The organism is Actinoplanes sp. NPDC049802 (assembly GCF_040656595.1).
Classification (GTDB): Bacteria; Actinomycetota; Actinomycetes; order Mycobacteriales; family Micromonosporaceae; genus Actinoplanes.
In genome coordinates this window covers 5,282-29,050 of the sequence record NZ_JBFAMR010000067.1, presented here as the reverse complement: position 1 = coordinate 29,050, position 23,769 = coordinate 5,282, and the positions used below count along the sequence as shown (strand labels likewise).

The 23,769-nt window shown below is 72.8% G+C and carries 13 protein-coding genes; 8 read left to right on the top strand and 5 right to left on the bottom strand.

What is annotated here, in order from left to right; all coding sequences use genetic code 11:
* Positions 1-57: 57 nt before the first annotated feature.
* From AB0I88_RS32390 to AB0I88_RS32375, 4 genes are all read left to right on the top strand, one after another.
* On the top strand, positions 58-1,179 hold the full coding sequence (locus AB0I88_RS32390) for a DUF3068 domain-containing protein (RefSeq protein WP_361033380.1): 1,122 nt from the start codon (positions 58-60) through the stop codon (positions 1,177-1,179).
* Between the two features lie 259 nt (positions 1,180-1,438).
* Positions 1,439-2,965, top strand: a complete 1,527-nt coding sequence (locus tag AB0I88_RS32385) for a heme peroxidase family protein (protein WP_361033377.1) — start codon at positions 1,439-1,441, stop codon at positions 2,963-2,965.
* Positions 2,966-3,029: 64 nt separating this feature from the next.
* Positions 3,030-4,139: an AI-2E family transporter gene (locus AB0I88_RS32380; RefSeq protein WP_361033374.1), complete on the top strand. Its 1,110-nt coding sequence runs from the start codon at positions 3,030-3,032 to the stop codon at positions 4,137-4,139.
* A gap of 163 nt (positions 4,140-4,302) precedes the next feature.
* A complete protein-coding gene (locus tag AB0I88_RS32375; RefSeq protein ID WP_361033371.1) occupies positions 4,303-7,134 on the top strand; it encodes a LuxR C-terminal-related transcriptional regulator in 2,832 nt (943 codons plus the stop codon).
* A 23-nt stretch (positions 7,135-7,157) separates the two neighbouring features.
* Here AB0I88_RS32375 and AB0I88_RS32370 read toward each other — a convergent pair whose 3' ends face one another.
* Together AB0I88_RS32370 and AB0I88_RS32365 are read right to left on the bottom strand one after the other, a co-directional pair.
* Entirely contained in the window at positions 7,158-8,003 is an 846-nt protein-coding gene (locus AB0I88_RS32370; protein WP_361033368.1) for an alpha/beta hydrolase, read from the bottom strand.
* 13 nt (positions 8,004-8,016) lie between these two features.
* Positions 8,017-8,289 (bottom strand): hypothetical protein, encoded by a 273-nt coding sequence (locus AB0I88_RS32365; RefSeq protein ID WP_361033365.1) that lies wholly within the window; start codon positions 8,287-8,289, stop codon positions 8,017-8,019.
* 84 nt (positions 8,290-8,373) lie between these two features.
* Here AB0I88_RS32365 and AB0I88_RS32360 point away from each other — a divergent pair, with 84 nt between their 5' ends.
* Together AB0I88_RS32360 and AB0I88_RS32355 are read left to right on the top strand one after the other, a co-directional pair.
* Positions 8,374-9,123 carry an MBL fold metallo-hydrolase gene (locus AB0I88_RS32360; RefSeq protein ID WP_361033362.1) on the top strand — a complete coding sequence of 250 codons (750 nt, stop codon included), beginning with the start codon at positions 8,374-8,376 and terminating at the stop codon, positions 9,121-9,123.
* A 67-nt stretch (positions 9,124-9,190) separates the two neighbouring features.
* Positions 9,191-14,329: a diguanylate cyclase gene (locus tag AB0I88_RS32355; RefSeq protein WP_361033359.1), complete on the top strand. Its 5,139-nt coding sequence runs from the start codon at positions 9,191-9,193 to the stop codon at positions 14,327-14,329.
* Positions 14,330-14,670: 341 nt separating this feature from the next.
* Here AB0I88_RS32355 and AB0I88_RS32350 read toward each other — a convergent pair whose 3' ends face one another.
* On the bottom strand, positions 14,671-15,639 hold the full coding sequence (locus AB0I88_RS32350) for a helix-turn-helix domain-containing protein (RefSeq protein ID WP_361033356.1): 969 nt from the start codon (positions 15,637-15,639) through the stop codon (positions 14,671-14,673).
* 448 nt (positions 15,640-16,087) lie between these two features.
* Between AB0I88_RS32350 and AB0I88_RS32345 the strand changes: the two genes are divergently transcribed.
* Positions 16,088-17,059, top strand: coding sequence for a TerC/Alx family metal homeostasis membrane protein (locus tag AB0I88_RS32345; protein WP_361033353.1), 972 nt, complete (start codon positions 16,088-16,090; stop codon positions 17,057-17,059).
* On the opposite strand, the gene AB0I88_RS32340 is transcribed toward AB0I88_RS32345, so the two are convergent.
* On the bottom strand, positions 17,052-20,246 hold the full coding sequence (locus tag AB0I88_RS32340; RefSeq protein ID WP_361033350.1) for a PAS domain S-box protein: 3,195 nt from the start codon (positions 20,244-20,246) through the stop codon (positions 17,052-17,054). The genes AB0I88_RS32345 and AB0I88_RS32340 overlap by 8 nt on opposite strands.
* A 66-nt stretch (positions 20,247-20,312) precedes the next feature.
* Here AB0I88_RS32340 and AB0I88_RS32335 point away from each other — a divergent pair, with 66 nt between their 5' ends.
* On the top strand, positions 20,313-22,331 hold the full coding sequence (locus AB0I88_RS32335; protein WP_361033347.1) for a response regulator: 2,019 nt from the start codon (positions 20,313-20,315) through the stop codon (positions 22,329-22,331).
* A gap of 30 nt (positions 22,332-22,361) precedes the next feature.
* Here AB0I88_RS32335 and AB0I88_RS32330 read toward each other — a convergent pair whose 3' ends face one another.
* Complete coding sequence (locus tag AB0I88_RS32330; RefSeq protein WP_361033344.1) at positions 22,362-23,450, bottom strand: class I SAM-dependent methyltransferase; 1,089 nt, start codon at positions 23,448-23,450, stop codon at positions 22,362-22,364.
* Positions 23,451-23,769: the final 319 nt, after the last annotated feature.

Here is a 23,769-nt window from a genome sequence, read left to right as displayed (position 1 = left end):
TCGGCGACAGCATCATCCCTGCGGGATAGCGGTCGGCCGTCTGAATGGGAGGATCAATTGAAAGCTCGTCTGGGTGCCGTGCTGTTCGGCATCGGCTTTTTCGCCGTGGTGCTGGCGGCTGGGATCGCGTTCTACGTGGCACCGTCGGCGGCCCGACTGCCCTACGACCTGAAATTGTGCACGCCGGAGGTGACCGAGGACTGCCTGAAGCCGAGTATCGCGGAAGCGAAGAACGCGCGTTTCCTCTACACCGAGGGAGGCTCGAATCCGGTCGTCAAGATCGAGACGGGCACTCTGCAGTCCACTACGGAGATCAAGCCGTTGGTCGACACCACCAGCGAGGAGCTCAAGAGCGGGAAGATCGACGAGAACACGGTCATCTGGTCGGCGTACGGCACCGTGATCTGGGCCGAGGAGGACAAGGTGGTCAGTGCCTACGAGGCACGCCTGGCCATCGACCGGAAGACCGCGGCCGCGGTGGAGTGGTACGGCCAGGAGCTCGACGACGTGGCGAAGGGCGAGGGCTTCCCGCCGCAGGCCGCCGAGGACGTCTCCTTCACCGGGCAGCTCTACAAGTTCCCCTTCGGAACGGAGCAGAAGACGTACCAGTACTTCGATCGTGACCTCAAGAAGGCGCTCCCGATCGAGTTCAAGGGCGTGGAGGACATCCAGGGTCTCGAGACCTACAAGTTCGAACAGGTCATCGCCGAGACGCCGCTCAACTTCTCGGACGAGCGCATCAAGTCGCTGCTCGGTGCCTTCGCGACGCCGGACGCCACCAGCGCCCAGGTCACCTACGCGAACACCCGCACCATCTGGGTGGAGCCGGTCAGCGGCACGTTCGTCAAGGTCCAGGAGCAGCAGCGCAAGAAGCTGGTGCCGAACGTCGGGCAGCCCACCGACCTGCTCGAGGGCGTCTTCGCCTACACCGATGAGACCGTCGACAACAGCGTCGAGTCGGCGAGCGCCAACAAGTCGCAGGTCCTGCTGATCAGCCGCTACCTGCCGATCGGCGCGGCGGTGCTCGGTTCGATCCTGCTGATCGTCGGTCTCTGGATGGTTTCCACCTCCCGCAAGCCTGCACCGGCCAAGCACGCCGTCGCGGGCAAGCACGAGGAAGTCGTCGAGCAGACCGCATCGGTCGGGCCGGTCAAGGACGACGGCAGCACCACGAGCTGACCGGTCGAGCCGCATCGGGGCCCGCATCTCCCACCATGGAGATGCGGGCCTCTCGGCGTGAGGGGATCGAAGACACGACGATCTCCCGTCCAACGCCGTCAGCCACCGAGGGTTGCGGCCCCGCCCCCTTCCGGAGCGAATGCCCCCGAGTCGGATTAAGCCATCCAGACCGTATTAGTCCGACGGTGTCCTTTCATGTCGCCATAGAGTTCGCTGCGCGGCTACCTTCTCGGCACCCTCTCCGCCAGAAGGAGCACACATGGCTGACAGCAACATCGACCGGCGCACCCTGCTCGCCGGCACCGCCGCCGTCGCGGCGACCGTGAGCACGACCGGCATCGCCACGACCGGCGCACCGGCGCACGCGGCCCCCGACGCGCCCGCCGCGCCCGCCGCGCGGGTCGACTGGAAGCACGGCATCGCCGGCACCCGGGGCAGCGAGATCGCGGTCAAGGCAGGCCGCGACAAAGAGGGCCGCTTCGGCATCATGTTCAAGAACACCGAGGCGTACGCGCCACCGGAGGAACTGCTGCAGGACCTCGCCCGGCAGATGGGCGAACCCACCACACCGAACCCGACCGATCTCGACAACCCGCGCATCCCCGCCGGGTTCACGTTCCTCGGCCAGTTCATCGACCACGACATGACGCTGGACCGGACCCCGCTGGCGGACGCGCAGGCCGACCCGCTGGCCCTCACCAACTTCGACACCCCGAGCTTCGACCTCGGCTCCCTCTACGGCCGCGGCCCCGATCAGGACCCCGATCTGTACGAGGCCGACCGCACCCGAATGAAGATCGTCCGCAACGCCAACGGCGTCGACGACCTGCCCCGCCGCGACGACGGCAGCGCCATCCTGGGCGACGCCCGCAACGACGAGAACCTGATCGTCGCGCAGCTGCACCTGGCGTTCGCCAAGTTCCACAACCGGGTGCTGGCCGATGGGCTGGCGTCCAACCTGGCCGAGGCACAGCGGATCACCCGCTGGCACTTCCAGTGGATCATCATTCACGACTTCCTCGACAAGATCGCCGGCCCCGAGGTGGTCGGTCGGTACCTCAACAACAAGGGCCAGGTCAAGCGGGAGTTCTACAAGCCGAAGAACCCCAACCGGCCGATGATGCCGATCGAGTACTCGGTCGCGGCGTACCGCTTCGGGCACAGCATGATCCGGGCCGGGTACCTGCTCAACGCGCGTACCACCCCGCCGTCCGCGGCCGCCATCTTCGGCCCGGTGGGCGGCGACCTGCGCGGCAACCGACCGCTGCCGGCCCGCCTCGAGATCGACTGGTGGCACTTCTTCGACGTGCCCGGCAAGCCCGCGACCCCGCGCAACGCCGCCCGCCGGATCGACGGCAAGCTCTCCCTGCCGCTGTTCAACATGCCGCCGACCGTGGTCAGCGAAGGCACCGCGTCGCTCGCCGAACGCAACCTGATCCGTGGCGTGCGGCTCGGCCTGCCGGCCGGCCAGGACGTCGCCGCCCGGATGGGCGTCACCCCGCTGACCAACACGCAGCTCGGCCTGCCCGACCCGGACAACGCCGGCTGGCAGGGCAAGACCCCGCTCTGGTTCTACATCCTGAAGGAGGCCGAGCTCACCCACGCCGGCGAACGCCTCGGCCCGGTCGGCGGCCGGATCGTCACCGAGGTCATCCTCGGCATCCTGGAAGCCGACAAGGAGGGCTACCTCAAGCGGAACCCGGGCTTCCGGCCGACCACGCCGATCGCTCCGGCCACCGGCCAGTTCAAGACCGGCGACCTCCTCAAGTTCGCCCTGCAACTCTGACGCGGCGGTTCGGGACCGCGTGCCTCGGCGCGCGGTCCCGAACCGGATTCCCTAGGGTGATCACATGGGGACCGGTCTGAACTCGAGAAAGACGCGAAGCGCGCTGCGCACCTCGGCGAGCATCTCGCTGCAGATGCTGCTGGTCCTGTTGGGCGCATGGGTGACACTGTGGCTGCTCGGCAAGGCGTGGTCGGTGATCTGGCCGGTCGTCATCGCCCTGCTGCTGACCACCCTGACCTGGCCGCCGGTCCGGTTCCTGCGCCGGCACAAGTGGCCGCCCGCCCTCGCCGCCTCCCTCGTGACGCTGCTGTTCCTGGTCATCGCGATCGGCACGCTCGTCGGCATCGCGGCGCCGGTCGGCGCCAAGTCCGGCGAACTCGCCGACCAGGTCGTCGCCGGCATCGCCGAGCTGCGCGACTGGGCCGCCGGACCACCGCTGAACATCAGCGACGACCAGGCCAACGAATATCTGGGCACCGGGGTCGACAAACTCCAGGCCAGTGTCGGAAGCATCGCCACGGCCACCCTCAACGGGGTCGGCTCCGTCTTCAACGGCCTGGTCAACACGATCCTCGCGCTGTTCCTGATGTTCTTCTTCCTCAAGGACGGGCCGCGTTTCCTGCCGTGGCTCAGCCGGCAGCTCCCCGGCCGGCTCTCCATCGACGCGCCCGCCGTCGCCGGCCGCAGCTGGGAGGCGCTCGGCTCGTTCGTCCGTTCGCAGGCCCTGGTCGGCATGATCGACGCCGTACTGATCGGCATCGGCCTGTTCGTTCTCGGGGTGGACCTGTGGCTGCCCCTCACCGTGCTCACGTTCGTCACCGCGTTCGTGCCGATCGTCGGCGCGCTCTTCGCCGGCTTCGTCGCCGTGGTCATCACCTTCGTCACCAACGGCTGGACCGACGCGCTCATCGTGCTGGCCATCATCATCGCCGTGCAGCAACTGGAGGGAAACGTCTTCCAGCCCATGGTGCAGAGCCGCGGCCTGGGCCTGCACGCCGGCGTGGTGCTGCTCGCGGTCACTTTGGGCAGCAGCCTCTACGGAATCATCGGCGCGCTGCTCGCCGTGCCGGTCGCCGCCATGATCGCGGTGTTCTGGAACTACCTGCGCGAACAGCTCAGCGAGCCACCGCTGGCCGTTCCCGAACCACAGCCTCAATCGGTGACCGCCGATTGACCTTCGGCCGGTCGCCGGAGCGAGACGTCTCCCGCCGAGACAAACGCACCCCGGCGTGTGGCCGGCCCTCGGCGGGCGGTGGCGGTGGTGTGCACGGTGAGCCGACAGGGCTGCACGCAGGGCCTGCGGAACAGTGCCGGACAGCCCATAGGTTCGGGGCCTCATGGCTCTGCGGGGACGGGCCGGGGAGAGCGGGACGCTGCGGAAGTTCACCGGGGCGCTGCTCGAGGGCCTCGGCGACGCGCTGGTGCTGGTGGGCGATCCAGGGACGGGAAAGACCGCCCTGCTGGAGGAGGCCGTCACCGGCACCGCCGGGCTGCGAATCGTCCGGGTGGCCGGGATGGAGGCGGAGAGCGGCTTCCCCTATGCGGCCCTGCACCGGCTGTTGATCCCGGTGCTGTCCGCCGCCTCGCCGTCGCCGGACGATGTGCGAGCACTGCACGTGGCGTTCGGTCTGGCCGACGGCCCGGTGCCGGGCGCGGAGCCGATCGTGCGAGCCGTCGCCGCGCTGCTCGGCGGGCTCGCCTCGGACCGGCCCGTCCTCTGCTGTGTCGACGACGCCCACTGGGCCGACCGCGAATCCCTCACGGTGCTTGCCGAGGTCGCCCGCCGCCTGTCCGCGGTCGCGGCGGCACGGAACCGCGCCCTACCGGGCCCGGCCGCCGGCGTCCCGCCTTCGTGGCTGATGGAACACCGGATGAACGGCGTGGCCGGACCGGCGTTCGGAGCGGTTTTCGTGGTACGGGAGACGGTGCCGGAGCTCGATGGGTTTCCGCTGCTGGAGGTGGCCGGGCTGGCCGCCCCGGACGGTGCCGCCGTCCTGCGGTCGGTGGTGGACGGGCCGCTCGACGGGCTGGTCGCGGAACGGCTGGCCGCGGCCACCGGGGGCAATCCGCGGGCCCTCATCGACCTGGGGCGGGAACTGTCCGCCGATCAGCTGGCGGGAGCCGGGTCGCTGCCGGACCCGCTGCCGACCGGAAGCACCCTGGAGGAGTTTCATCTGCGGCGGGTCCGGGAGTTGCCTGACGGCACCCGCACCTGGCTTCTGATCGCCGCCGCCGAGCCCAGCGGGGACCTCACGCGGATCGCCGCGGCCGCGGACCGGCTCGGTGTCCCGGCGGGGGCCGCGGCGGTCGCGGTGGGCGCGGAGGTCGTGACGCTCGGGGCACGGGCGGTGTTCCGTGCCCCGCTCGCCCGGGCGGCGATCTACAGCGGGGCGACCGGGGACCGGCGGCGAGCCGTGCACGCAGCTCTCGCCGCGGTGACCGTCCGGCCCGAAGACGCCGACCGTCGCGCCTGGCATCTGGCCGAATCCTGCGCGGGGCCGGACGAGACGGTCGCGCGGGCGCTCGCCGAGGCCGCGGACCTGGCCGGGGAGCGGGGTGGGTTCGCGGCGCGGACGGCCTTTCTGACCCGCGCGGCGGAACTCTCGCCCGGCGCCGGGCGCGCGGCGCGAACCCTCGACGCGGCCGAGGCGGCCCTGATGGCCGGCACGCCGGTGCGGGCACGACGGCTCGCCGTCGCCACCGCAACCCGGGCCGCGGCGGTACGCGGACGGGCGATGCTCGTCCGGGCCAGGGCCGAGGTGATGTCGGGGCGCGCGGACGCGTACGCGAAAGGGCCGTTGATCTGTCTGGAAGCCGCACGCGCGATCGGCGGGAGTGAACCGCGACCGGCTCGCGGCGCCCTGCTGGAAGCGGTGGAACACCTGATCGGCGCCGGCGACATGGTTCAGGGCACCGGCCCGGAGGAGATCGCGGCGGCTGTCCGGGCCGGTGCCCGCACGGTGTGCCCGGCGGACGGCGCGGTCGTGGAGCCGCTGCTGCACGCGTTCGGGACGGTGGTGGAGCAGGGGTGTGCACGGGCTGTCCCGGAGGTTCGGCGGGCCGTGGCGATGCTGTCGACGGCGGACGTCGCGGACGAGGTGGTGTTGCGGGGGCATCCGACGGCGGCGGCTCTCTCGGTCCTGCTGTGGGACGCGGAGGCGAGCCGGGCACTCTGGCGGCGTGCCGAACGGATCGCGCGGCGGTCGGGTGCCCGGTGGCATCTGGCGAGCGGCCTGTACGGCTCGGCGACGCTGGAGGCACGGCTCGGGAACGTGGCCGCGGCCGGGGAACTGCTGGCCGAGGCGAACCGGGTGGGCGCCGGGATCGGGGCTCCGGCGTTTCCGGAGCCGCCCGAGCTGCTGGGCCGGCGGGGTGACGAGGACGGGCTGGAGGCGGCGGCCCGGGCGGCCGGGCGGCTCGGGTCGGGGTCGATGCGCGGGCTGGCGCGGATCGGGATGGTGACCGCGGCTCTCAGCCGGGGCGACTATCCGCGGGCGGCGGCTCTGGCCGCGCGGGTGGTAGCCGCCGACCGGCTCGGGACGGATTCGCGGGTGCTTCCGGATCTGGTGGAGGCCGCGGTCCGCAGCGGTGACCGTGCGGGCGCGGGGGCGGCGCTGGCGACGTTGCGCACCCGGGCCGCCGCGGCCGGCACCGGCTGGTCGCTGGGTGTGCTGTCGCGGACGCGGGCGCTGGTGGCCGAGTCCGGGGATGCCGAGCCGCTCCACCGGCGGGCGGTGGCGCTGCTGTCCGGCGCCGGGGCACGGGTGGATCTGGCCCGGGCGCATCTGCTTTACGGGGAGTGGCTGCGGCGGCGCAAACGCCGCCGCGACGCCCGCGGCGAGTTGCGGACGGCGGCGGCGATGTTTCAGGAGATGGGCGCCGTCGGGTACGCCGAACGCGCGACCCGGGAACTGGAGGCGTCCGGCCGCCCGGCCGTGGGGGCGGCTCGGTGGGACGGGCCGCCGGGCACGGACGGCCGGGAACACGCCGACGGCATGCTCACCCCGCAGGAGCTGACGATCGCCCGCCTGGCCGCGGCCGGCGCCACCAACGGGGAGATCGCGGCCCGGCTGTTCCTGAGCGCGAACACCGTGGATCACCACCTGCGCAAGGTGTTCCGGAAACTGGACGTCTCCTCACGCCGCCAACTGTGGCCCATGGTGCGTTAGTCAGACCCCGCCCGGTCCGGGTGCTAGCGGCCCAGGTGCCGGTCCAGGAACGCGAGACCCTCGTCGACGAGCGGGACCAGGTCGGCGCCGACGAAGCAGTGGTCGGCGCCGGCGACGATGCGCAGTTCGGCGGGGGCGCCGACGGCGGTGAGGCGTTCGTGCAGCTCCCGGCTCTGCCCGACGGGGACGACCCGGTCCTGGTCGCCGTGTGCGAGCAGCAGCGGCGGCGCGTCGGGCGAGACGTAGCTGACGGGGCTGGCGGCCGCCGACTCCTTGGGCATCTCCTGGACCGGGCCGCCGACGAGGCGGCTCTCCGGCGAGTCGGGGCCGTCGTGGTCCTGCAGCCCCCGCGGATGGTTCTGGGCGGCCATGGTGAGCAGGTCACTGGGGGCGTACCAGAGCACGCCGGCCCGGACCGCGTCGGAGACGCCGCCCGGCGAGCCGTCGCCGACGGTGGGGTCGTCGCCGGTGAGCGCGACGAGAGCGGCCAGGTGGCCGCCGGCGGATTCGCCCCAGACGGCGAAGCGGCTCTGGTCGAGTCCGAGGTCGGTGGCGTTGCCGCGGAGCCAGCGGACGGCGGCTTTGACGTCGTACAGCTGGGCCGGGAAGGTGGCTTCGGCGCTGAGCCGGTAGGTGACACGGGCCAGGGCGTATCCGGCCGCGACGATCCGGTCGCCGATCCGGGCGGGGGCGAGCTGCGGCCCGTCGTGCTTGTTGGTGCCGAACCGCCACGCCCCGCCGTGCACCCAGATCACCAGCGGCAGCGGGCCGCCGGTGCCGGGCGGACGGAACAGGTCGAGGGTGAGCGGCCGGTAGCCGGGGTGTTCGGCGACGATCGCGTCGATCACCGGAGTCGGTTGCCGTAACACGAGATCCCCCTGCTCAGAATCGGGTGTCCCGGGACAGCACCGGGCGGTCGCCGGCCGGGCCGCCGGGGAGCCGGCCGGTGCCGGCCGGCCATCGTTCGACCGCCGGCCGGTACCAGATCGAGGTGCCCGCCTGCGGCGCGGGAAAACCTGCCCGGCCGCGCCGGCGGGCCCGCACCCGGTCCAGGATCTCGTCGACGGCCGGGTTCGCGCCGGTGCCGGCGGCCGCGGTGACGGCCGGTTCACCGATGAGCCGGACCACCCGGCCGGCCGGATCACTCAGCATCATCGGCTCAGCATGCCCGGCGGAACCGGCGCCGTGTGTCCCGCTGTCCGGTGTGCGACGGGTCCCGGGATGCGCTAAGGATGTGTCATGGGTGACTTCAGGCTCAACCGCAGACTGCTCCTGACCACGGGCTCCGGCGTCCTCGGAGTGACCGTCCTCAATACCGTGACCGGCTGTTCCTCGTCCGGGCCGGCGGGCACGCCGTCGGCTGCCGCGCCGGCGCCGAGCGCGACCCGCGGCGGGCAGGTGGTGACCGGCGACTGGCAGCGGGTGAATCTCTCCTTCGTCTCGGTCTACCTGCTGGTGCGGGGTGGCGAGGTGGCGGTCGTGGACACCGGCACCCCGGGTTCGGACGCGTCGGTGGAGGCCGGCCTGAAGGCGGCCGGACTGGGCTGGGATGCGGTGAAACACGTGATCCTGACCCACCAGCACCAGGATCACGCGGGCGGGCTGGCGGCGATCGCCCCGCTGGTCGGCGCGACCCTGTACGCCGGGGAGGCCGACGTGCCCGCGATCGACGCCGCGGACAAGACACTGACTCCGCTCAAGGACGGCGACGAGGTCTTCGGCCTGCGGATCATCGGCACGCCGGGGCACACCCTCGGTCACGTATCGGTCTTCGAGCCGGGCACCGGTGTGCTGGTGACCGGTGACGCGCTGCGCAACCAGAACGGGCTGGAGGGTGCGGCGCCGCAGTACACGGCGGACGGCGTGCAGGCGGCCGCGTCGGTGAAGAAGATGGCTACCCTCGATGTGAAGGCGATCCTTCCCGGTCACGGCGAGCCATTGACGAGTGGCGCCAAGGAGGCCCTCCAGAAACTGGCCGCCTCGCTCTGACACTCTTCAGGTTCGCCTGTCGCTCGCCGATCAACAGAGTGACGCCGGACGCGAAGTGAAGGTTGCAGTGACGGAGACACGGCTGACCGGCCTCGAGGTGGTCGAGGAGCTCGGCCGTGGCGCGTTCACGATGGTCCACCGCGCCCGGCGGGGCGACCGCTGGTACGCGGTGAAGCGCCCGCTGGCCGACGTGAGCGAGTACCCCGCGATCCGGACCGAGTTCAGTCGCGAGGCGTCGTGGCTCGCCTGTATCGACGACCCGGCGGTGGTCCGGGTGCACGCGGTCGGTGACCTGGACGGCGTACCGGCCCTGGTGCTGGAGCATCTGCCCGGCGGCTCGCTGGCCGACCAGCTGGCCCTCGGGCTGCCGGCCGAGGAGTGGGTGGTGGGGCTGGCCGCGCGGCTGGCCCGTGGCCTGGCCGCCGCGCACCGGCTGGGCCTGGTGCACCGGGACATCAAGCCCGGCAACATCATGGTCGGTCCGGATCGGCCGGCGAAACTGATCGACTTCGGTCTGGCGCGGCTGGGCGAGGAGGTCAGCGCCCTGGACGAGGCGGTCGGCACCTTCCTGTACTCGGCTCCGGAGCAGTCCGGCATGCTCAAGCGCCCGGTGGACCGCCGCTCGGATCTGTACTCGCTGGGCGTGGTGTTGTTCGAGTGCCTCACCGGACGGCTGCCGTTCGAGGCCGACGACGTCGGTGAGCTGCTCCGCCTGCACCTGACCGCCCCGGTTCCGGATCTGGCGGAGCTGCGCCCGGGCATCCATCCGGCGCTGGCCGAGGTGGTGTGCCGGCTGCTCGCCAAGGATCCCGACGACCGCTATCAGGACGCCCGGTCGCTGCTGGCCGACCTGCGGGACTGTCCGGGCGGTGAGGCCGCCGGGCAGCCCGCGGTGGCCGGCTGGCCGTTGCGGGGCCGGGCCGCCGAGTCGGAGCGGCTGACCCGCCGGTGGGACCGGGCGCGGGCCGGGCACGGCGGGGTGGCGGTGATCCGCGGCGGTCCGGGTTCGGGCCGGACCCGGCTGGCCGAGCAGGTGGCGGCCGAGGTGGAGACGGCCGGCCTTCCGGTGTTCTGGGCGACCTGCCGGGCCGGTGAGGCGACGCCGTTGTCCGCGGTACGGGAGGCCCTCGACGGCTGGCCGGGCGGGGTGCGGCTGCCCGCGGCCCGGCGCGCGCCGTACGGGGAGATGGCCGCGGCGTCGGCCGCGGCGGCCGGGCCGGGCCTGCTGGCGCGGCTCTCCGGCGAGCTGGGCCCGCCGGGTGGGGACGTCACGCCGCCCGGCGGTGACGAGCACGTGCTGGGTGCGGGGGTCACCTTCCTGAGCGAGCTGGCCACCCGGGCCGGTGGGTTGCTGCTGGTCGTCGACGACGCGCAGCATCTGGACTCCGGCTCCCGGCAGCTGTTGGAGAAGCTGGCCACCGATCTGCCCACGCTGCCGGTGCTGGTGCTGCTCACCGCCCCGGACGGGGCGGACGACCCGGCCGCCGGGCTGGACGGCGCCGCCCTGGAGGTGAGCTGCACACCGCTGACCGGGCCGGCGGTGGCCGACCTGATCGCGTCGCGGCTGCCCGGGGCGGAGGCGCCGGTGGAGTTGGTCCGGCACGTGGCGGCGCGTACCGACGGCACGCCGCTGGCGGTGGTGAGCTATCTGCTGCGGCTGCTCGACGCGGGTCTGCTGCGCCCGGTGTGGGGTGTCTGGAGCCTGGACACGGCCGGGGCGGACGCCTTGCCGCCGGCCGCGGAGGTCCGCGATCTGCTCGCCACCCGCCTGACCGCGCTGCCGGCGGAGGTGCTGGAGTGCCTGACGGTGGCCGCGGTGGCCGGTGTGCGGTTCCGGGCGGAGACGCTGCTCGCGGTCGGCGGAACGGACCGGGTGCCGGCGGCGCTGACGGCCGCGGCCGACCGGCACGTGCTGGAGGCGCGGCGCGGCGGGTGGTATGCGTTCGTCCACCCCCAGCTACGGGACGTGCTGCTGGAACAGGTCGCCGAGGACCGGCTGCGGCGGTTGCACGCCGAACTGGGCCGGGCCCTCGAAGGGCTGCCCGAGGAACTGCGGGACGAGGGGCACGCGTACGCGGTGGCCCGTCACTACCGCCGGGCCGGTGACGCCGTCCCGGCCGCGGACCGGCGGCGCAGCGTCGCCGCGGCAGGCCGGCGGGCGCTGGCCGACCAGGCGCCGGACGAGGCGATCGGCTACCTGACCGAGGCGGTGGCCGGGGATCCGGGGCCGGGCACCGAGTTGCTGCACTCGCTGGCGCTGGCGTACCTGCGGGCGGGCCGGCTGGAGCAGGCCGGGGAGGTGCTGGACCGGGCGCTGGCCGGTGAGCCGGACCGGCTGCGGCGGGCCCGGCTGCTGACCACCCGGATCGAGCTGCACCACACGGTCTGGGACGACGGCCGGGCGCTGGACGTGACGCGGGCGGCGCTGGCCGAGTTGCGCCGGCCGCTGCCCGGGCGGGGACTGCTGGTGCTGTTGGCGTCGCTGTTCGTCGCGTTCGCTGGTGGGCTCGTCCGGCGTACCGGAGTGGGGTTCGGCGCCGCACGTGGCCGCCGCCGGGAGCACCTGGCCGCGCTCGCCGCCGTCCTGGATGCCGGCGGCTATGCCGCCGCGGTCGGTCTGCGCCTGGCCGAGGCCGGGACGCTGGCGTTGCGCGCGGTGCACGCGGTGAACCGTCTGGGCCCCTGCCCCGAGTACGTTCGCGTCTACAGCCTGCTCGGCTACGTGACCGCGATGATCCGGTTGCGGGGCACGAGCGAGCGCTGTCTGCGCCGGGCCGCCCAGGTGGCCGCCGGGCTCAACGATCCGGGGCTGGGCGCCTACGTGGAGTGGATGCGGGGCTGTGCCCTGCTGTTCAGCGGCGCCGACGACGGCAGCGTGTGGGAGAAGACGACCACCCGGAACGCCCGGTGGTACGTTCCGGCCCAGCTGATCCCCGGTTACGCCACCCTGGGCCTGCGGTTCCTGCTGCGCGGCTACGTCGAGGAGGCGGCCCGCGAGTACGAGCGGGGTATGCGCAACCTGCACGACCAGGAGCATGTGCTGGGCACCTCGCTCGGGATGCTCAGCGTCATGGTGCCGGCCGGGCAGAGCCGCTTCGGTGAGGCGGGCGCGGCGCTGAAGCGGCTGCGGGAGGCGTTCCCGCCGGGCGCCGGCACCCGGGTGCAGCGGGCCAACATGCTGACCGCGGCGGCCTGCGTGCTGATCGAGCAGGGTGACGTGGGCCCGCGGCTGGAGGAGGTGTTCGCCGAGTTCCACGCGCTGGGGCTGCGCCGCGGCGATCTGATGCCGCAACACAAGTGGATCTACGTGTACGAGGCGCATGCCCGGCTCATGCAGTTCCGCTACGCGACGGACACCGAGCGCCCGGCCCGGCTGGCGGTGGCCCGCAAGGCGGTCCGTGACCTGGGCCGGGTCGGCGGCACCCCGCTGCTGCGCTGTGTGCACCTGACCACGCAGGCGTCGTGGCATCTGGCGGCCGGTGACCCCTGGCGCTGTGTGCGGATCGCCGACGAGGCGGAGCGGCGGCTGCGGAAGGTGGACGCGCCGTTCATCCAGTACGAGGTGTTCCGGATCCGGGCCCGGGCGATGCGTGCCCTGGGCCTGGCCAACGAGGCGGACCGGCAGGCCCGGTTCGCGCTGGGCATGGCGATCTTCCACGGCTGGGAGCAGCGGCGGCGGCAGACGCGTACCGAGTTCGGTGTGGACGAGGGCGCCGGCACCCACCGGCGGACGGTGGCCGAGCGCCGTCCGGCCAGCGGCCGCAACCGGCACCTGGAGGCGTTGCAGCAGGTCAGCACGGCCGCCGCGACGATTCTGGACCCGCGGCAGCTGGCCAGCGTGGCCCTCGACGAGATGCTGCGCATCCTGGGCGCCGAGCGGGCGGTCTTCTTCCTGCTGGACGAGGCCGGCGAGCCGGTCCGGTACGCGGGACGCGACGCCTCCGGGGATCTCCCGGAGACCGGCGAGCACGCGTCCACGCTGGTTCGGCGGGTCGCCGCGAGCGGGGAGCCGCTCGTGGTGGCCGGCACCGAGCAGGCCGCCGCGCTCGGCTCGCGCAGCGCGGTGGTGCACGGCCTGCGCAGCATCCTGATCGCCCCGGTCCAGTTCAAGGGCCGGCTGGTGGCAGTCGTCTACCTGGACAGCCGCCTCGCCCGGGGCGTCTTCACCGACGACGACGTGGCCGTACTGACCGCGGTGAGCAGCCACGTCGCCGTGTCGCTGGAGACCGCGCGGGCGGCGCAGCTGCATTCGCAGGTGCAGGCCGCCCGGCAGCAGCAGGCGCTCGCCGAGATGCTGCGGGCGGGCCTCGCCGAGCTGAGCGCCATCCTGGAGCCGGACCGGCTGCTGCGGCATCTGTGCGGCATGCTGCGCGCGCAGCTCGGCGCGACGGCCGGTTGTCTGGTCAGCGGCGCCGGCGAGGTGATCGAGGTGGTCGGCGCGGCGCCCGCCGACGCGGTCGGCAGCTCGGTGCAGCTCACCCCGGGCGACTCGCCCGAGCTTCTCGATCCGTCCGAGACCGCGGGGGTACGCGAGCGGCTGCTCGCCGGTTCGCCGGCCGCACTGACCGTGCCGCTGGTGGGACGGGACGGCCCGGTCGGGCTGGTGCTGCTGGGCGGGCCCGGGCTCGACGACACCAGCCGTCAGGTGGCGGCCGCGCTGGCCACCCAGGGCATGACCGCGTATGAGAACGCGCGCCTGTTCAGCCGGGTGCAGGAGCTGGCCACCACCGACGAGCTGACCGGGCAGCACAACCGGCGGCACTTCTACGCGATCGCCGGCGCCCTGGTGCGGGCCGCCGCCCGCAACAGCCGTCAGCTGGCGGCGGTGATGCTGGACATCGACAAGTTCAAGGCGATCAACGACACGTACGGGCACGGCGTCGGCGACGAGGTGATCCGTGCCGTGGCCACCCGGATCCGGGGCCGGCTGCGCCACTCCGACGTGCTGGGCCGGTACGGCGGGGAGGAGTTCGCGGCGGTCCTGCCCGACCATGACGGGCATGCCGTCGAGCTGGCCGAACGGATCCGCCAGGCAGTCGCCGGGGATCCGATCGACACGCACGCCGGGCCGCTGCCGGTGACGATCAGTGTGGGCCTCGCCCGGCTGGGTCCGGGCGACACCGCGCTGGACGATCTGCTGGCCCGCGCCGACCACGCCCTCTACCGGGCGAAGGAGGCGGGCCGAAACCGCGTCATGTCCGACTGAGCTGTGCTGGCTGGCTGTGCTGGCTGGCTTCGCTTCGCTCCGCGGCAAAAAGCCTTGTTCACCGGTGTCGAGGCAGGCGATTTCCCGCCGCCAGCAAACCCCGCTGGCGTCGGGAAATCGCTTGCCTCGACACCGGCGGCTTTTTGCGAGGGACGTTGAGTGCCCGCCGTAGGGGTGGGGTTGATGTCACGTGGGTGGGAGACGTTTCTGCGGGCCGGTGGAGGTTGCCGGGGTCGGTAGAAGTTGCCGGGGGTCGATGAAGGTTGCCGGGGTCGGTAGACGTTGCCGGGGTCGGTGGAAGTTGCCGGGGTCGGTGGGCGTATTGGGGAGGGGTGGATGGGTTAGAGAGGGTGACGGGCGTCGGTGGGGGCGCGGCGCAGTTGGGTGGGGGTCAGGCCGTAGCGGGATTTGAAACGGCGGATGAAGTGGGTGGCGTCGCGGAAGCCCCAGGAGTGGGCGATCGCGGCGACCGGTCGGTGCCGGTGTCCGGGGTGCAGGAGGTCGTGGCGGGCGCCGCGGAGACGTTCGTCGATGATCCACTGTTCCAGGCTGAGGCCGTCACGGGCGCAGAGTTTGTAGAGCTGGCGCAGGGAGATGTTGTGGGCCGCGGCGATCCGGGACGGGGTGAGGCCGGGGTCGGTCAGGTGGTGGCGGACGTAGGCGCGGATCCGGGTGAGCAGGGTTTCAGCGAGGGCGCGGCGGGTGTGGCGTTCGGTACGCGCGGACGACGCCAGCAGTGCCCGGACCAGGTCGACGGTGGCGGCCGCGACGGCGGGGGCGGACGGGTCGGCGGTGATCCGGGCCCGGTCCCGGGACAGGCCGGCGACGTGGGCGGTCACCAGGCGGTAGAGCGGGCTGGTGTGCAGGCCGGTGAGCGCCTCGCGGATCGTGTCGTGCGGCAGGTCGAGCTGGTCGAGGGGGATCTGGACGCAGCCGGCCGCGCCGTCACCGGACCAGGAGTAGTCGTAGGCGCCGGACAGGTCGACGCCGAGCAGTTCGCCGGGTGGGGTGACGCGCTGGTGGCCGTGCTGGTCGAGGCGGCCGTGTCCCTGCTGCTGGACGGCCAGGGAGATCACCGGCATGGTGTCCTGGCGGGCCAGCCTGGCGGTGCGCAGCAGCCGCAGGCCGGACGAGCGGCAGGTGAAGATGTTGGTGTCGCCGAGGTCCCACACCTCCATCCGGGCGTGCACCGGCTCGCCGGGGCGCTCGTGGATGACGTGGCAGGGGGCGGAGGCGTACATCATCGCCGTGTGGACGGCCTCCACCCGCTCGGAGGCGGGCAGGGCCGCCGTGTCGAGAACGAACGCCATACCGGTCCACGTTAGGCGGCCGCCCCGCCGAAGAACACGGCCGGGGAGCAGCCGCCCGCCCTGGGCGGCTGCTCGAAACGGTCAGCCGTGCCGGTGCCGGTGGTGCCGGCGTGGCGGCAGCAGTGCGGCGCTACTGATCACCAGGCAGACGATCAGGAGGGCGCCGACCATGATGTCGACCCACATCGCGGACCTCCTCGGGCCCTGTCAGCTGCGTTGAGCAGCCATTTCTCACGGTCCCCCGGCGGGTGGCGGCCGTCAACCGGTTCGCCGGAATCGGCGGTTGGCATGGTACGGCTCCGGGGATCCGCCTATGCTGCCCCCGAGGGGAGTACCTCCACGGGAGCGTGGCGGTCACCACGGGCATGCGGATGTGCCCTCGTGCGTTCGCCCGGCGTCGAGCGGGTGAGGGAGACCTCGGACGATCAATCGTGTCCGAGGGGGCCCCGTGCTCGATCTTCCGTCCATCGCGTCCACGCAACTGTGGGCGATCAGTGTCGCCGTGCTGTTGCTGTTGCTCGCCGCCGATTTCGCGATCACCCACCGCCCGCACGACGTGGCGATGCGCGAGGCGGTCGGCTGGTCGCTGTTCTATCTCGCGCTTCCGGCCGCGTTCGGGGCCTTTCTCTGGCAGATGTACGGGCACGCGCCGGCCATGGAGTTCTTCACCGGTTACGTGGTGGAGAAGTCGTTGTCGGTGGACAACCTGTTCGTCTTCATGCTGCTGCTGGCCGCGTTCGCCGTGCCGCCGCAACTGGCGCAGCGGGTGCTGCTGTACGGGATCGCCGGCGCCCTGGTGCTGCGGGCGGTGTTCATCGCGGCCGGGGCGGTCGTGCTGCAGAGCGGCGTGTGGGCGTTCCTGCTGTTCGGGGCGGTGCTGCTGGCGACCGCGGTGAAGGTGTTCCGGGAGGCGATGCGCCACGAGGACTACCAGGTCGACATCGACGGCATGCGCAGTGTGCGGCTGATGCGCCGGCTCATGCCGGTGACCGGCGAGTACCACGGCGGGCGGCTGTCCGTGGTGCTGCGGGGCCGGCGCACGCTCACTCCGCTGGCGCTCGTGGTGGTGGCGGTGTTCATGACCGATCTGGTGTTCGCGGTCGACTCGGTGCCGGCCGTGTACGGCGTGACCGAGGACCCGTACCTGGTGTTCGCGACGAACGCGTTCGCCCTGCTCGGCTTGCGGGCGCTGTACTTCGTGCTGCACAACGTCCTGGACCGGTTGCGTCACCTGAACTACGGGCTCGCGGTGATCCTGGCGTTCATCGGGGTGAAGCTGGTGCTGCACTGGGCGCACGGTGTGTGGCCGGGTGTGCCGGACATCCCGACCGACGCGTCGCTGGCCGTGATCGGGCTGACCCTGGTGACGGTGACCGTGACCAGCCTCTACGCGGACCGCCGGGAGCGCGTCGTCACCTGAACGCGACCGGGCCGGGGCGACGGCGGATCTGATCGGCCGCGTCCCGGGCGGCCATGATCAGCGGGCGGGCGTCGGTGAAGGCCGTGACGGCGGCGTCCAGGTCGCCGGCCCGGGCGGCGGACTCGATCCGCCCGCAGGCGGCGCTCGCGGCGCCCGCGCCGAGGTTGGCCAGCACTCCCATGAGCTGGTGTGCCTCGGCGCGGGTGCCGGCCGGGTCGTCGAAGGCGAGGGCCTGCTGGATCCGGTCCAGATGCTCCGGGATCTTCGCCGACAGCGTGGCGAGGAGCCCGGCGAGCGCGCCCGCGGTGGCCGCCGGGTCGGGGCCGCGCAGCTGGTCCAGCCGCCGCTCGATCTCCGCGATCACCGTGGCCGGGTCCGGGGGCGCGTGCCGGGACCAGCGTTCCAGCACCCGGGACACGTCCACCGGGACGAGCGGTTTGGCCAGGTGCTCGTCCATGCCGGCGGCCAGGCAGCGGGCCCGGTCCTCGGCCAGGGCGCTGGCGGTGAGCGCGATGATCGGCACGTGCCGGCCGGGTGGCTCGTGGCGGCGGATCTCCTCGGTCGCCTGGTAGCCGTCCATCTCCGGCATCAGACAGTCCATGAGGATCGCCCGGTAGTCCCGGCTCAGCGCCAGGTCCACCGCTTGCCGGCCGTTGACCGCCACGTCGGCCGTGTAGCCGAGGTTCGCCAGGATGCCGAGCGCGACCGTACGGTTGATCTCGTTGTCCTCGACCACCAGCAGGTGGCCGCGGCCGGGCGGGTTCTCCTGCACCATCGTGTCCACCGTCCTGTCGCTGTCGGCCTCGGCCAGCACCCCGGCCAGCGCGTCGAAGAGCTGGGACTGCCGCAGCGGTTTGGCGAAGGCCGCCGACACCCGCGGGTCCGGCTCGCCGGGCAGGCGGGCCGGGTCGGCGGCGAGCAGGATGGTCTTCGGCACCGGGCAGCCGGGCGGCGCCAGCGTTTCCACCGGGGCCGTCTCGACGTCGGCGATGACCAGGTCGAAGGGGCGTCCCGCGGTGGCCGCCTGGGCCAGCGCCCGGGTCGCGCCGGCTTCGTCGGGCACCCCGGTGGCGTCCATCGACCAGGCGGCGAGCTGGTCGAGGAGCACGGTGCGGTCGTCGTCGCCGGCCTCCACGATGAGCACCCGCAGGCCGTCCAGGCAGTGCCGGTCGAAGAGGTCGAGGCCTTCCCGGGCGGTCCGCAGGGTGACCGTGAACCAGAAGGTGCTGCCTTCGCCCGGCACGCTCTCCACGCCGATCCGGCCGCCCATCAGTTCGACCAGGTCGCGGCTGATGGCCAGGCCCAGCCCGGTGCCGCCGAAGCGCCTGGTGGTGCTCGCGTCGGCCTGGGTGAACGCCTCGAACAGCCGCTCCATCTCCGGCCTGTCGATGCCGATGCCGGTGTCGTGCACCTCGAACCGGATCGGCACGGCGCCCGGCGCGGCGCTGACCGTACGGTCCGGGACCGCGGAGATCGCCACCCGGCCGCGCGGGGTGAACTTGACCGCGTTCCCGGCCAGGTTGAGCAGCACCTGGCGCAGCCTGGCGGGGTCGCCGCTGACGGTGGCGGGCAGGTCCGGGTGGCAGGTGCCGCTGACGGTGACCGCTTTCTGGGTGTCCGGCGGGGCGACCAGCGCCACCACGTCCGCGACCAGCCGGGCCACCTGGAAGTTGGCGTCCTCCAGCAGCGCCTTCCCGGCTTCCAGTTTGGAGAAGTCGAGGATGTCGTTGATCACCGACAGCAGGGCCGCGCCGGCCGCGCCGATGCCCTCGGCGTACCGGCGCTGCCGCTCGTCCAGGGTGGAGCCGAGCAGCAGGCCGGTCAGGCCGATCACGCCGTTCATCGGCGTACGGATCTCGTGGCTCATCGAGGCGAGGAACCGTGACTTGAGGCGGGCCGCCTCGATCGCCTGGTCGCGGGCCTCGGCCAGGGCCTGTTCGGTCTCCAGCCGGGCCGTGATGTCGCGGACGAAGCCGTGGAAGTGCGGGCTGTCGCCGTGCCGGATGCACCACATGGTCAGCTCGACCGGGATCTCGTGGCCGTCCCGGTGTGCCGCGGTCATCTCGGTGGGCCGGTCCAGCAGCCAGTCGAGGCGGCCGTCCAGCAGCCGTCGCAGCGCCGCGTGGTACCGCGCGGGCAGGATCGTGCCGGTCACGTCCTGGCCCAGTATCTCCGTGCGCGGCCAGCCGAAGACGTGTTCGGCCTGCCGGTTCCATTCAGTGATCACCCCGGCCGCGTCCATCGTGAAGAACGGGTCGCTGGCCGCCTGCATGATCATTTCGAGTTGTTCGCGCTCCACCCGGCGGCGCTGTTCGGCCTGCACCCGCGAGGTGATGTCGTGCGCCACGGTCGACGCGCCGATCACCGTGTCGTCGGCGTCCCGCATCGGGGCCATGCTCAGCGACACCTCGATGAGGGTGCCGTCCTTGCGCCTGCGGCGGGTCTCGAACCGGTTCACGGCCTGGCCGCCGAGCACCCGGGCGAGCAGCTCCCGTTCCTCGCCCAGCCGGTCCGGTGGGAGCAGGCGGGTCACGTCGCTGCCGATCATCTCCTCGGCGGTGTATCCGTACAGTCGCTCGGCGCCCGGGTTCCAGGTCTTGATCACCCCGTTCGGGGTCTTGCTGACGATGGCGTCCTGGGAGGCCTCGACGATCGCGGCGAGCCGGGCGTTCTCGTGCGCCTGCGAGCGCAGGTCCGTCTCGGCCGCCCGCAGATGGGTCACCTCGGCGGCCACCCCGAAGATCGCGTACGGGCGGTCGCGGTGGTCGCGCAGCGCGTACAGGGTGGTGATGAACCGGCGTCGCCGGCCGGCGTCGGACAGCGTGTCCTCGAAGGCGACCGGGCCGTCCGCGGCGAGCGCCGCCCGGTCCCGGCGGCGGATCTCGGCGAGCCGCCCGGCGGGATGCACCTCGTGGTCGTGGCGGCCGGCCGCGCCGCCGGGTGGAATACCCTGCAACCGCTCGTAGGCGGCGCTGGTCAGCCGGTAACGTCCGGTGAGATCCTTCACGAACGCCGGGGTTCCGGTCTGCTCGAGGACCTCGGCGAGGTGGAAGTACCGGTCCCGCCGGTTCCGCAGGCGGCAGGTGGCCAGCGCCACCGCCCCGGCGGTGACGGCGCCGGCGGTCAGCAGGGACACGGCTCTCACCAGCACGGCGGCACCCCCGAAGATCCGAATCTGTTTCAGCATCAACGTACATGCCTTAACCTTCATAACGGACATATCCTGATCAAACGCGATCTCTAGGGAGCCGCCGTGGCGACAGTGATGGTCGTCGACGACGTAGCCGCCAACCGGGACATCGTGCGCATGCTGCTCGGCTTCCGCGGGCATGAGGTCATCGAGGCACAGAACGGCGCCGACGCCCTCCGGCTGGCCCACACCCACCACCCCGACGTCGTGGTCTCCGACGTGCTGATGCCCGGCATCGACGGCCTCGAACTGGTCCACCGCCTGCGCGCCGACCCGGACCCGGAGGCCGCCTCCGCGCCGGTGATCTTCTACACCGCCAACTACCTGGAACCGGAGACCCGGCCGCTGGCCGAGGCGTGCGGTGTCAGCCAGGTGGTGCTCCGCTCACAGGACCCGGACACCCTGCTCGACGCGATCGACTCGGCGCTGGCCGCCGGGCCGGTCACCGTCGACCTCGGCACGGACGAGGACTTCGCCCAGGCCCACCTGCACGCGGTCAACGCCAAACTGATCGAGAAGGTACGCGCGCTGCACGACACCGAGCGCCGTTTCGAGGCGATGGCGGTCGCCTCCCCGGTCGGCATCGGCATCATCGACCGGCACGGGCACGCCGACTACGTGAACCCGCGTTTCGCCGAGATCATCCAGACGCCGATGGACCGACTCCTCGGCCAGGGCTGGCTCGACTGCCTGGACGAGCCCGCCCAGGACGCCGCCCTGGAGCTGCTGCACGGCGCCGGTGACGACACCGAGCTGCGGTTCACCCACCGGATCACCCGGCCCGACGGCGAGGTCCACCACCTGCGGGTGCACCTGCGGCAGATCCACGACGTGGACGAGGGCCTAAGCGGCGGCGTGCTGATGGTCGACGACGTCACCGACGTGGCCCTGGCCGAACAGCGGCTGCGGGAGGAGACCCAGCGGCGGCAGGACGAGGCCCGCACCCGCGACGCCGAACGCCTGCACGCCCTGCGCCGGATGGCCGGCGGCACGGCACACGACTTCAACAACATCCTCGGCGCCATCCTCGGCTACGTGAACCTCGCCATCGAGTCAATCAACGACGGCCAGGCGGACGGCGCCATCCCGCCGGACACCGCGCAGAGCCTGCTCGACGACCTGGCCCAGGTGGTCAAGGGCGGCCAGCGCGCCCAGGGCCTCACCCAGCAGCTGCTCGCCTTCGGCCGCCGTGAGGTCAACCAGCCCACCAGCCTCGACATGAACACGCTGCTGCGCGACAACGCCGCGTCGCTGCGGGCCGCCGCCGGCCCGGACGCCGAGCTGCGCCTCGACCTCGGCGCCGAACTGCCCGCCGTCAAGGCCGACCCGGCACAGCTCACCCAGGTGCTGCACAACCTGGTCCGCAACAGCGGCGAGGCGATGCCGGACGGCGGTGCCGTCACCATCACCACATCGGTGGAGGACGGCCGGGTGGCGGTCCAGGTCCGCGACTCCGGCGCCGGCATGGACCCCGACGTCCTGGACCGCTGCTGCGAACCGTTCTTCAGCACCAAGTCCACCACCGGCACGGTCGGGCTGGGCCTGTCCACCGCGCACGGCATCGTCAGCCAGGCCGGCGGCCAGCTCTCCATGGAGTCGCGGCCCGGGCAGGGCACCACCGCGACGTTCACCCTCCCGGCGACGGCCGGCCCCACCCCGGCGGTCCCGCCGCCGAAGACGCCGGCCTGCGACCGGTCCGGCGGCGAGACGCTGCTGCTGGTCGACGACGAGGAGGCGGTGCTCCAGGTGGCCGCCCGGATCCTCGGCGGCGCCGGATACCGGGTGCTCACCGCGCCGGACGCGGGTGAGGCGCTGCGCCTGCTGGAACGCCACGGCGGCGAGGTGGCGGCCCTGGTCACCGACGTGGTGATGCCCGGCATGAACGGCCGCCAGCTCGCCCGCATCGCCGTCGGGCGACGGCCCGGCCTCTGCGTCGTGTTCGTCTCCGGCTACGCCGACTCTCTCTTCGACGAGCAGGGCAACAACCTGGAGCCGGGGTCCACGATCCTGGCCAAGCCCTTCGACCGGGAGAAACTCGTGAACACCGTCCGCGCCGCGCTGGGCGCCACCGCCGGCGCCTGACCGGCCGGTGGCACCCGGCGCCCAGCCCCGTCAGGCCGTCCTGGTCGCCGCCACCACCAGGTTGAACCCGGTGTCGGCGGCCAGGACCGGGTCGCTGAACCCGGCCCCGGCGAGCAACTCCAGACGCTTCGCCGGGCCACCCAGCGTGCCCAGCCCGTACGCCCCCGGCTGGCTCAGCGAGCCGGGCGTGCACAGGGCCGTCGACGACGCGTAGCCGATCCGGGTGATCGGCATCCCGATCGTGGCCGTCCAGTCGTCGGCCGACCACGGCTCCACGGCGACCACGATGCCGCCCGGCGCCAGCGCGTCGTGGGCCGCCTTCAGCGCCGCCACCGGGTCGCCCAGGTCGTGCAGCGCGTCGAAGAAGACCACCACGTCGAACGGTCCGTGCCCGCCGATCGCCGCCGCGTCGGCGACGTGGAAGGAGACGTTCGCCGGGCTGCCCGCCTCGATGGCCCGGGCCCGCGCGGTGGTGATCGACGGCCCGTGCAGGTCGAACCCGGTCACCCGGGAATTCGGCCACAGGCGCCCGATCAGCAGGTCGGCGTAGCCGTGCCCGCATCCGACGTCGGCCACCCGGGCGCCCGCCTCCAGCTTGGCGACCAGCCCGGGCACCGCCGGGAACCACGTCTGGGCGAGGTGATTGACGTACGCGGTCCGGAAGTACCGCTCGATCCCGTGGAAGGTGCATCCCGGCACCTCGTCGACGGAGAGCCCACCGTCACCGCGGAACGCCGCCTCCACGTGCTCCAGCGACAGGAAATGCCCGGTGAGGATCTCGCCGGCCGCCACCACGTGCGCCGGCGAGTCGACCACCGACAGCGCCAGCGCGTGCTCGATCGGCAACTCGAACCGGTCCCCGTCGACCACGGTCAGGTATCCGGAGACGGCCATCTGGCGCAACCACTCGGTGACCAGGCGCGGGTTGAGCCCGGTCCGCGCGGCCAGCTCGGCCGCGGTCACCGCCCCGGCGCCGGTCATCTCCCGGAACAGCCCGAGACGGTCCCCCAGCACGGTCATCGCGGTGCTGGCCGCCCCGGCGAAGTCGGTGATCATCTGCCCGACGAAGGCCTCCGCACGAGCCTCATCGATGGTCGGAGTCTGCTGTGTCTCAGTCATGCCCCTACCGTGCGGGCCACCCCTTGCCACACCCTTGCGGCGACCTTGCCGCCCACTGTCACCGCCCGCCTCACCCTCCGTGCGGGCGGCTCCCGCTCCAGGCGGGCGGCTCGCGCTCCAAGCGGGCGGCTCGCGCTCCAAGCGGGCGGCTCGCGCTCCAAGCGGGCGGCTCGCGCTCCAAGCGGGCGGCTCCCGCTCCAAGCGGGCGGGTCACCCTCCATGCCGGCGGCTCGCGCTCCAAGCGGGCGGCTCCCGCTCCAAGCGGGCGGGTCACCCTCCATGCCGGCGGCTCGCGCTCCAAGCGGGCGGCTCCCGCTCC

Bases quoted from the DNA above. Each gene is read 5' to 3' on its own strand.
- AB0I88_RS32385 (WP_361033377.1), top strand. From the start codon at position 1,439: ATGGCTGACAGCAACATCGACCGGCGCACCCTGCTCGCCGGCACCGCC.
- AB0I88_RS32380 (WP_361033374.1), top strand. From the start codon at position 3,030: ATGGGGACCGGTCTGAACTCGAGAAAGACGCGAAGCGCGCTGCGCACC.
- AB0I88_RS32375 (WP_361033371.1), top strand. From the start codon at position 4,303: ATGGCTCTGCGGGGACGGGCCGGGGAGAGCGGGACGCTGCGGAAGTTC.
- AB0I88_RS32365 (WP_361033365.1), bottom strand. From the start codon at position 8,289: ATGATGCTGAGTGATCCGGCCGGCCGGGTGGTCCGGCTCATCGGTGAA.
- AB0I88_RS32360 (WP_361033362.1), top strand. From the start codon at position 8,374: ATGGGTGACTTCAGGCTCAACCGCAGACTGCTCCTGACCACGGGCTCC.
- AB0I88_RS32350 (WP_361033356.1), bottom strand. From the start codon at position 15,639: ATGGCGTTCGTTCTCGACACGGCGGCCCTGCCCGCCTCCGAGCGGGTG.
- AB0I88_RS32340 (WP_361033350.1), bottom strand. From the start codon at position 20,246: ATGCTGAAACAGATTCGGATCTTCGGGGGTGCCGCCGTGCTGGTGAGA.
- AB0I88_RS32330 (WP_361033344.1), bottom strand. From the start codon at position 23,450: ATGACTGAGACACAGCAGACTCCGACCATCGATGAGGCTCGTGCGGAG.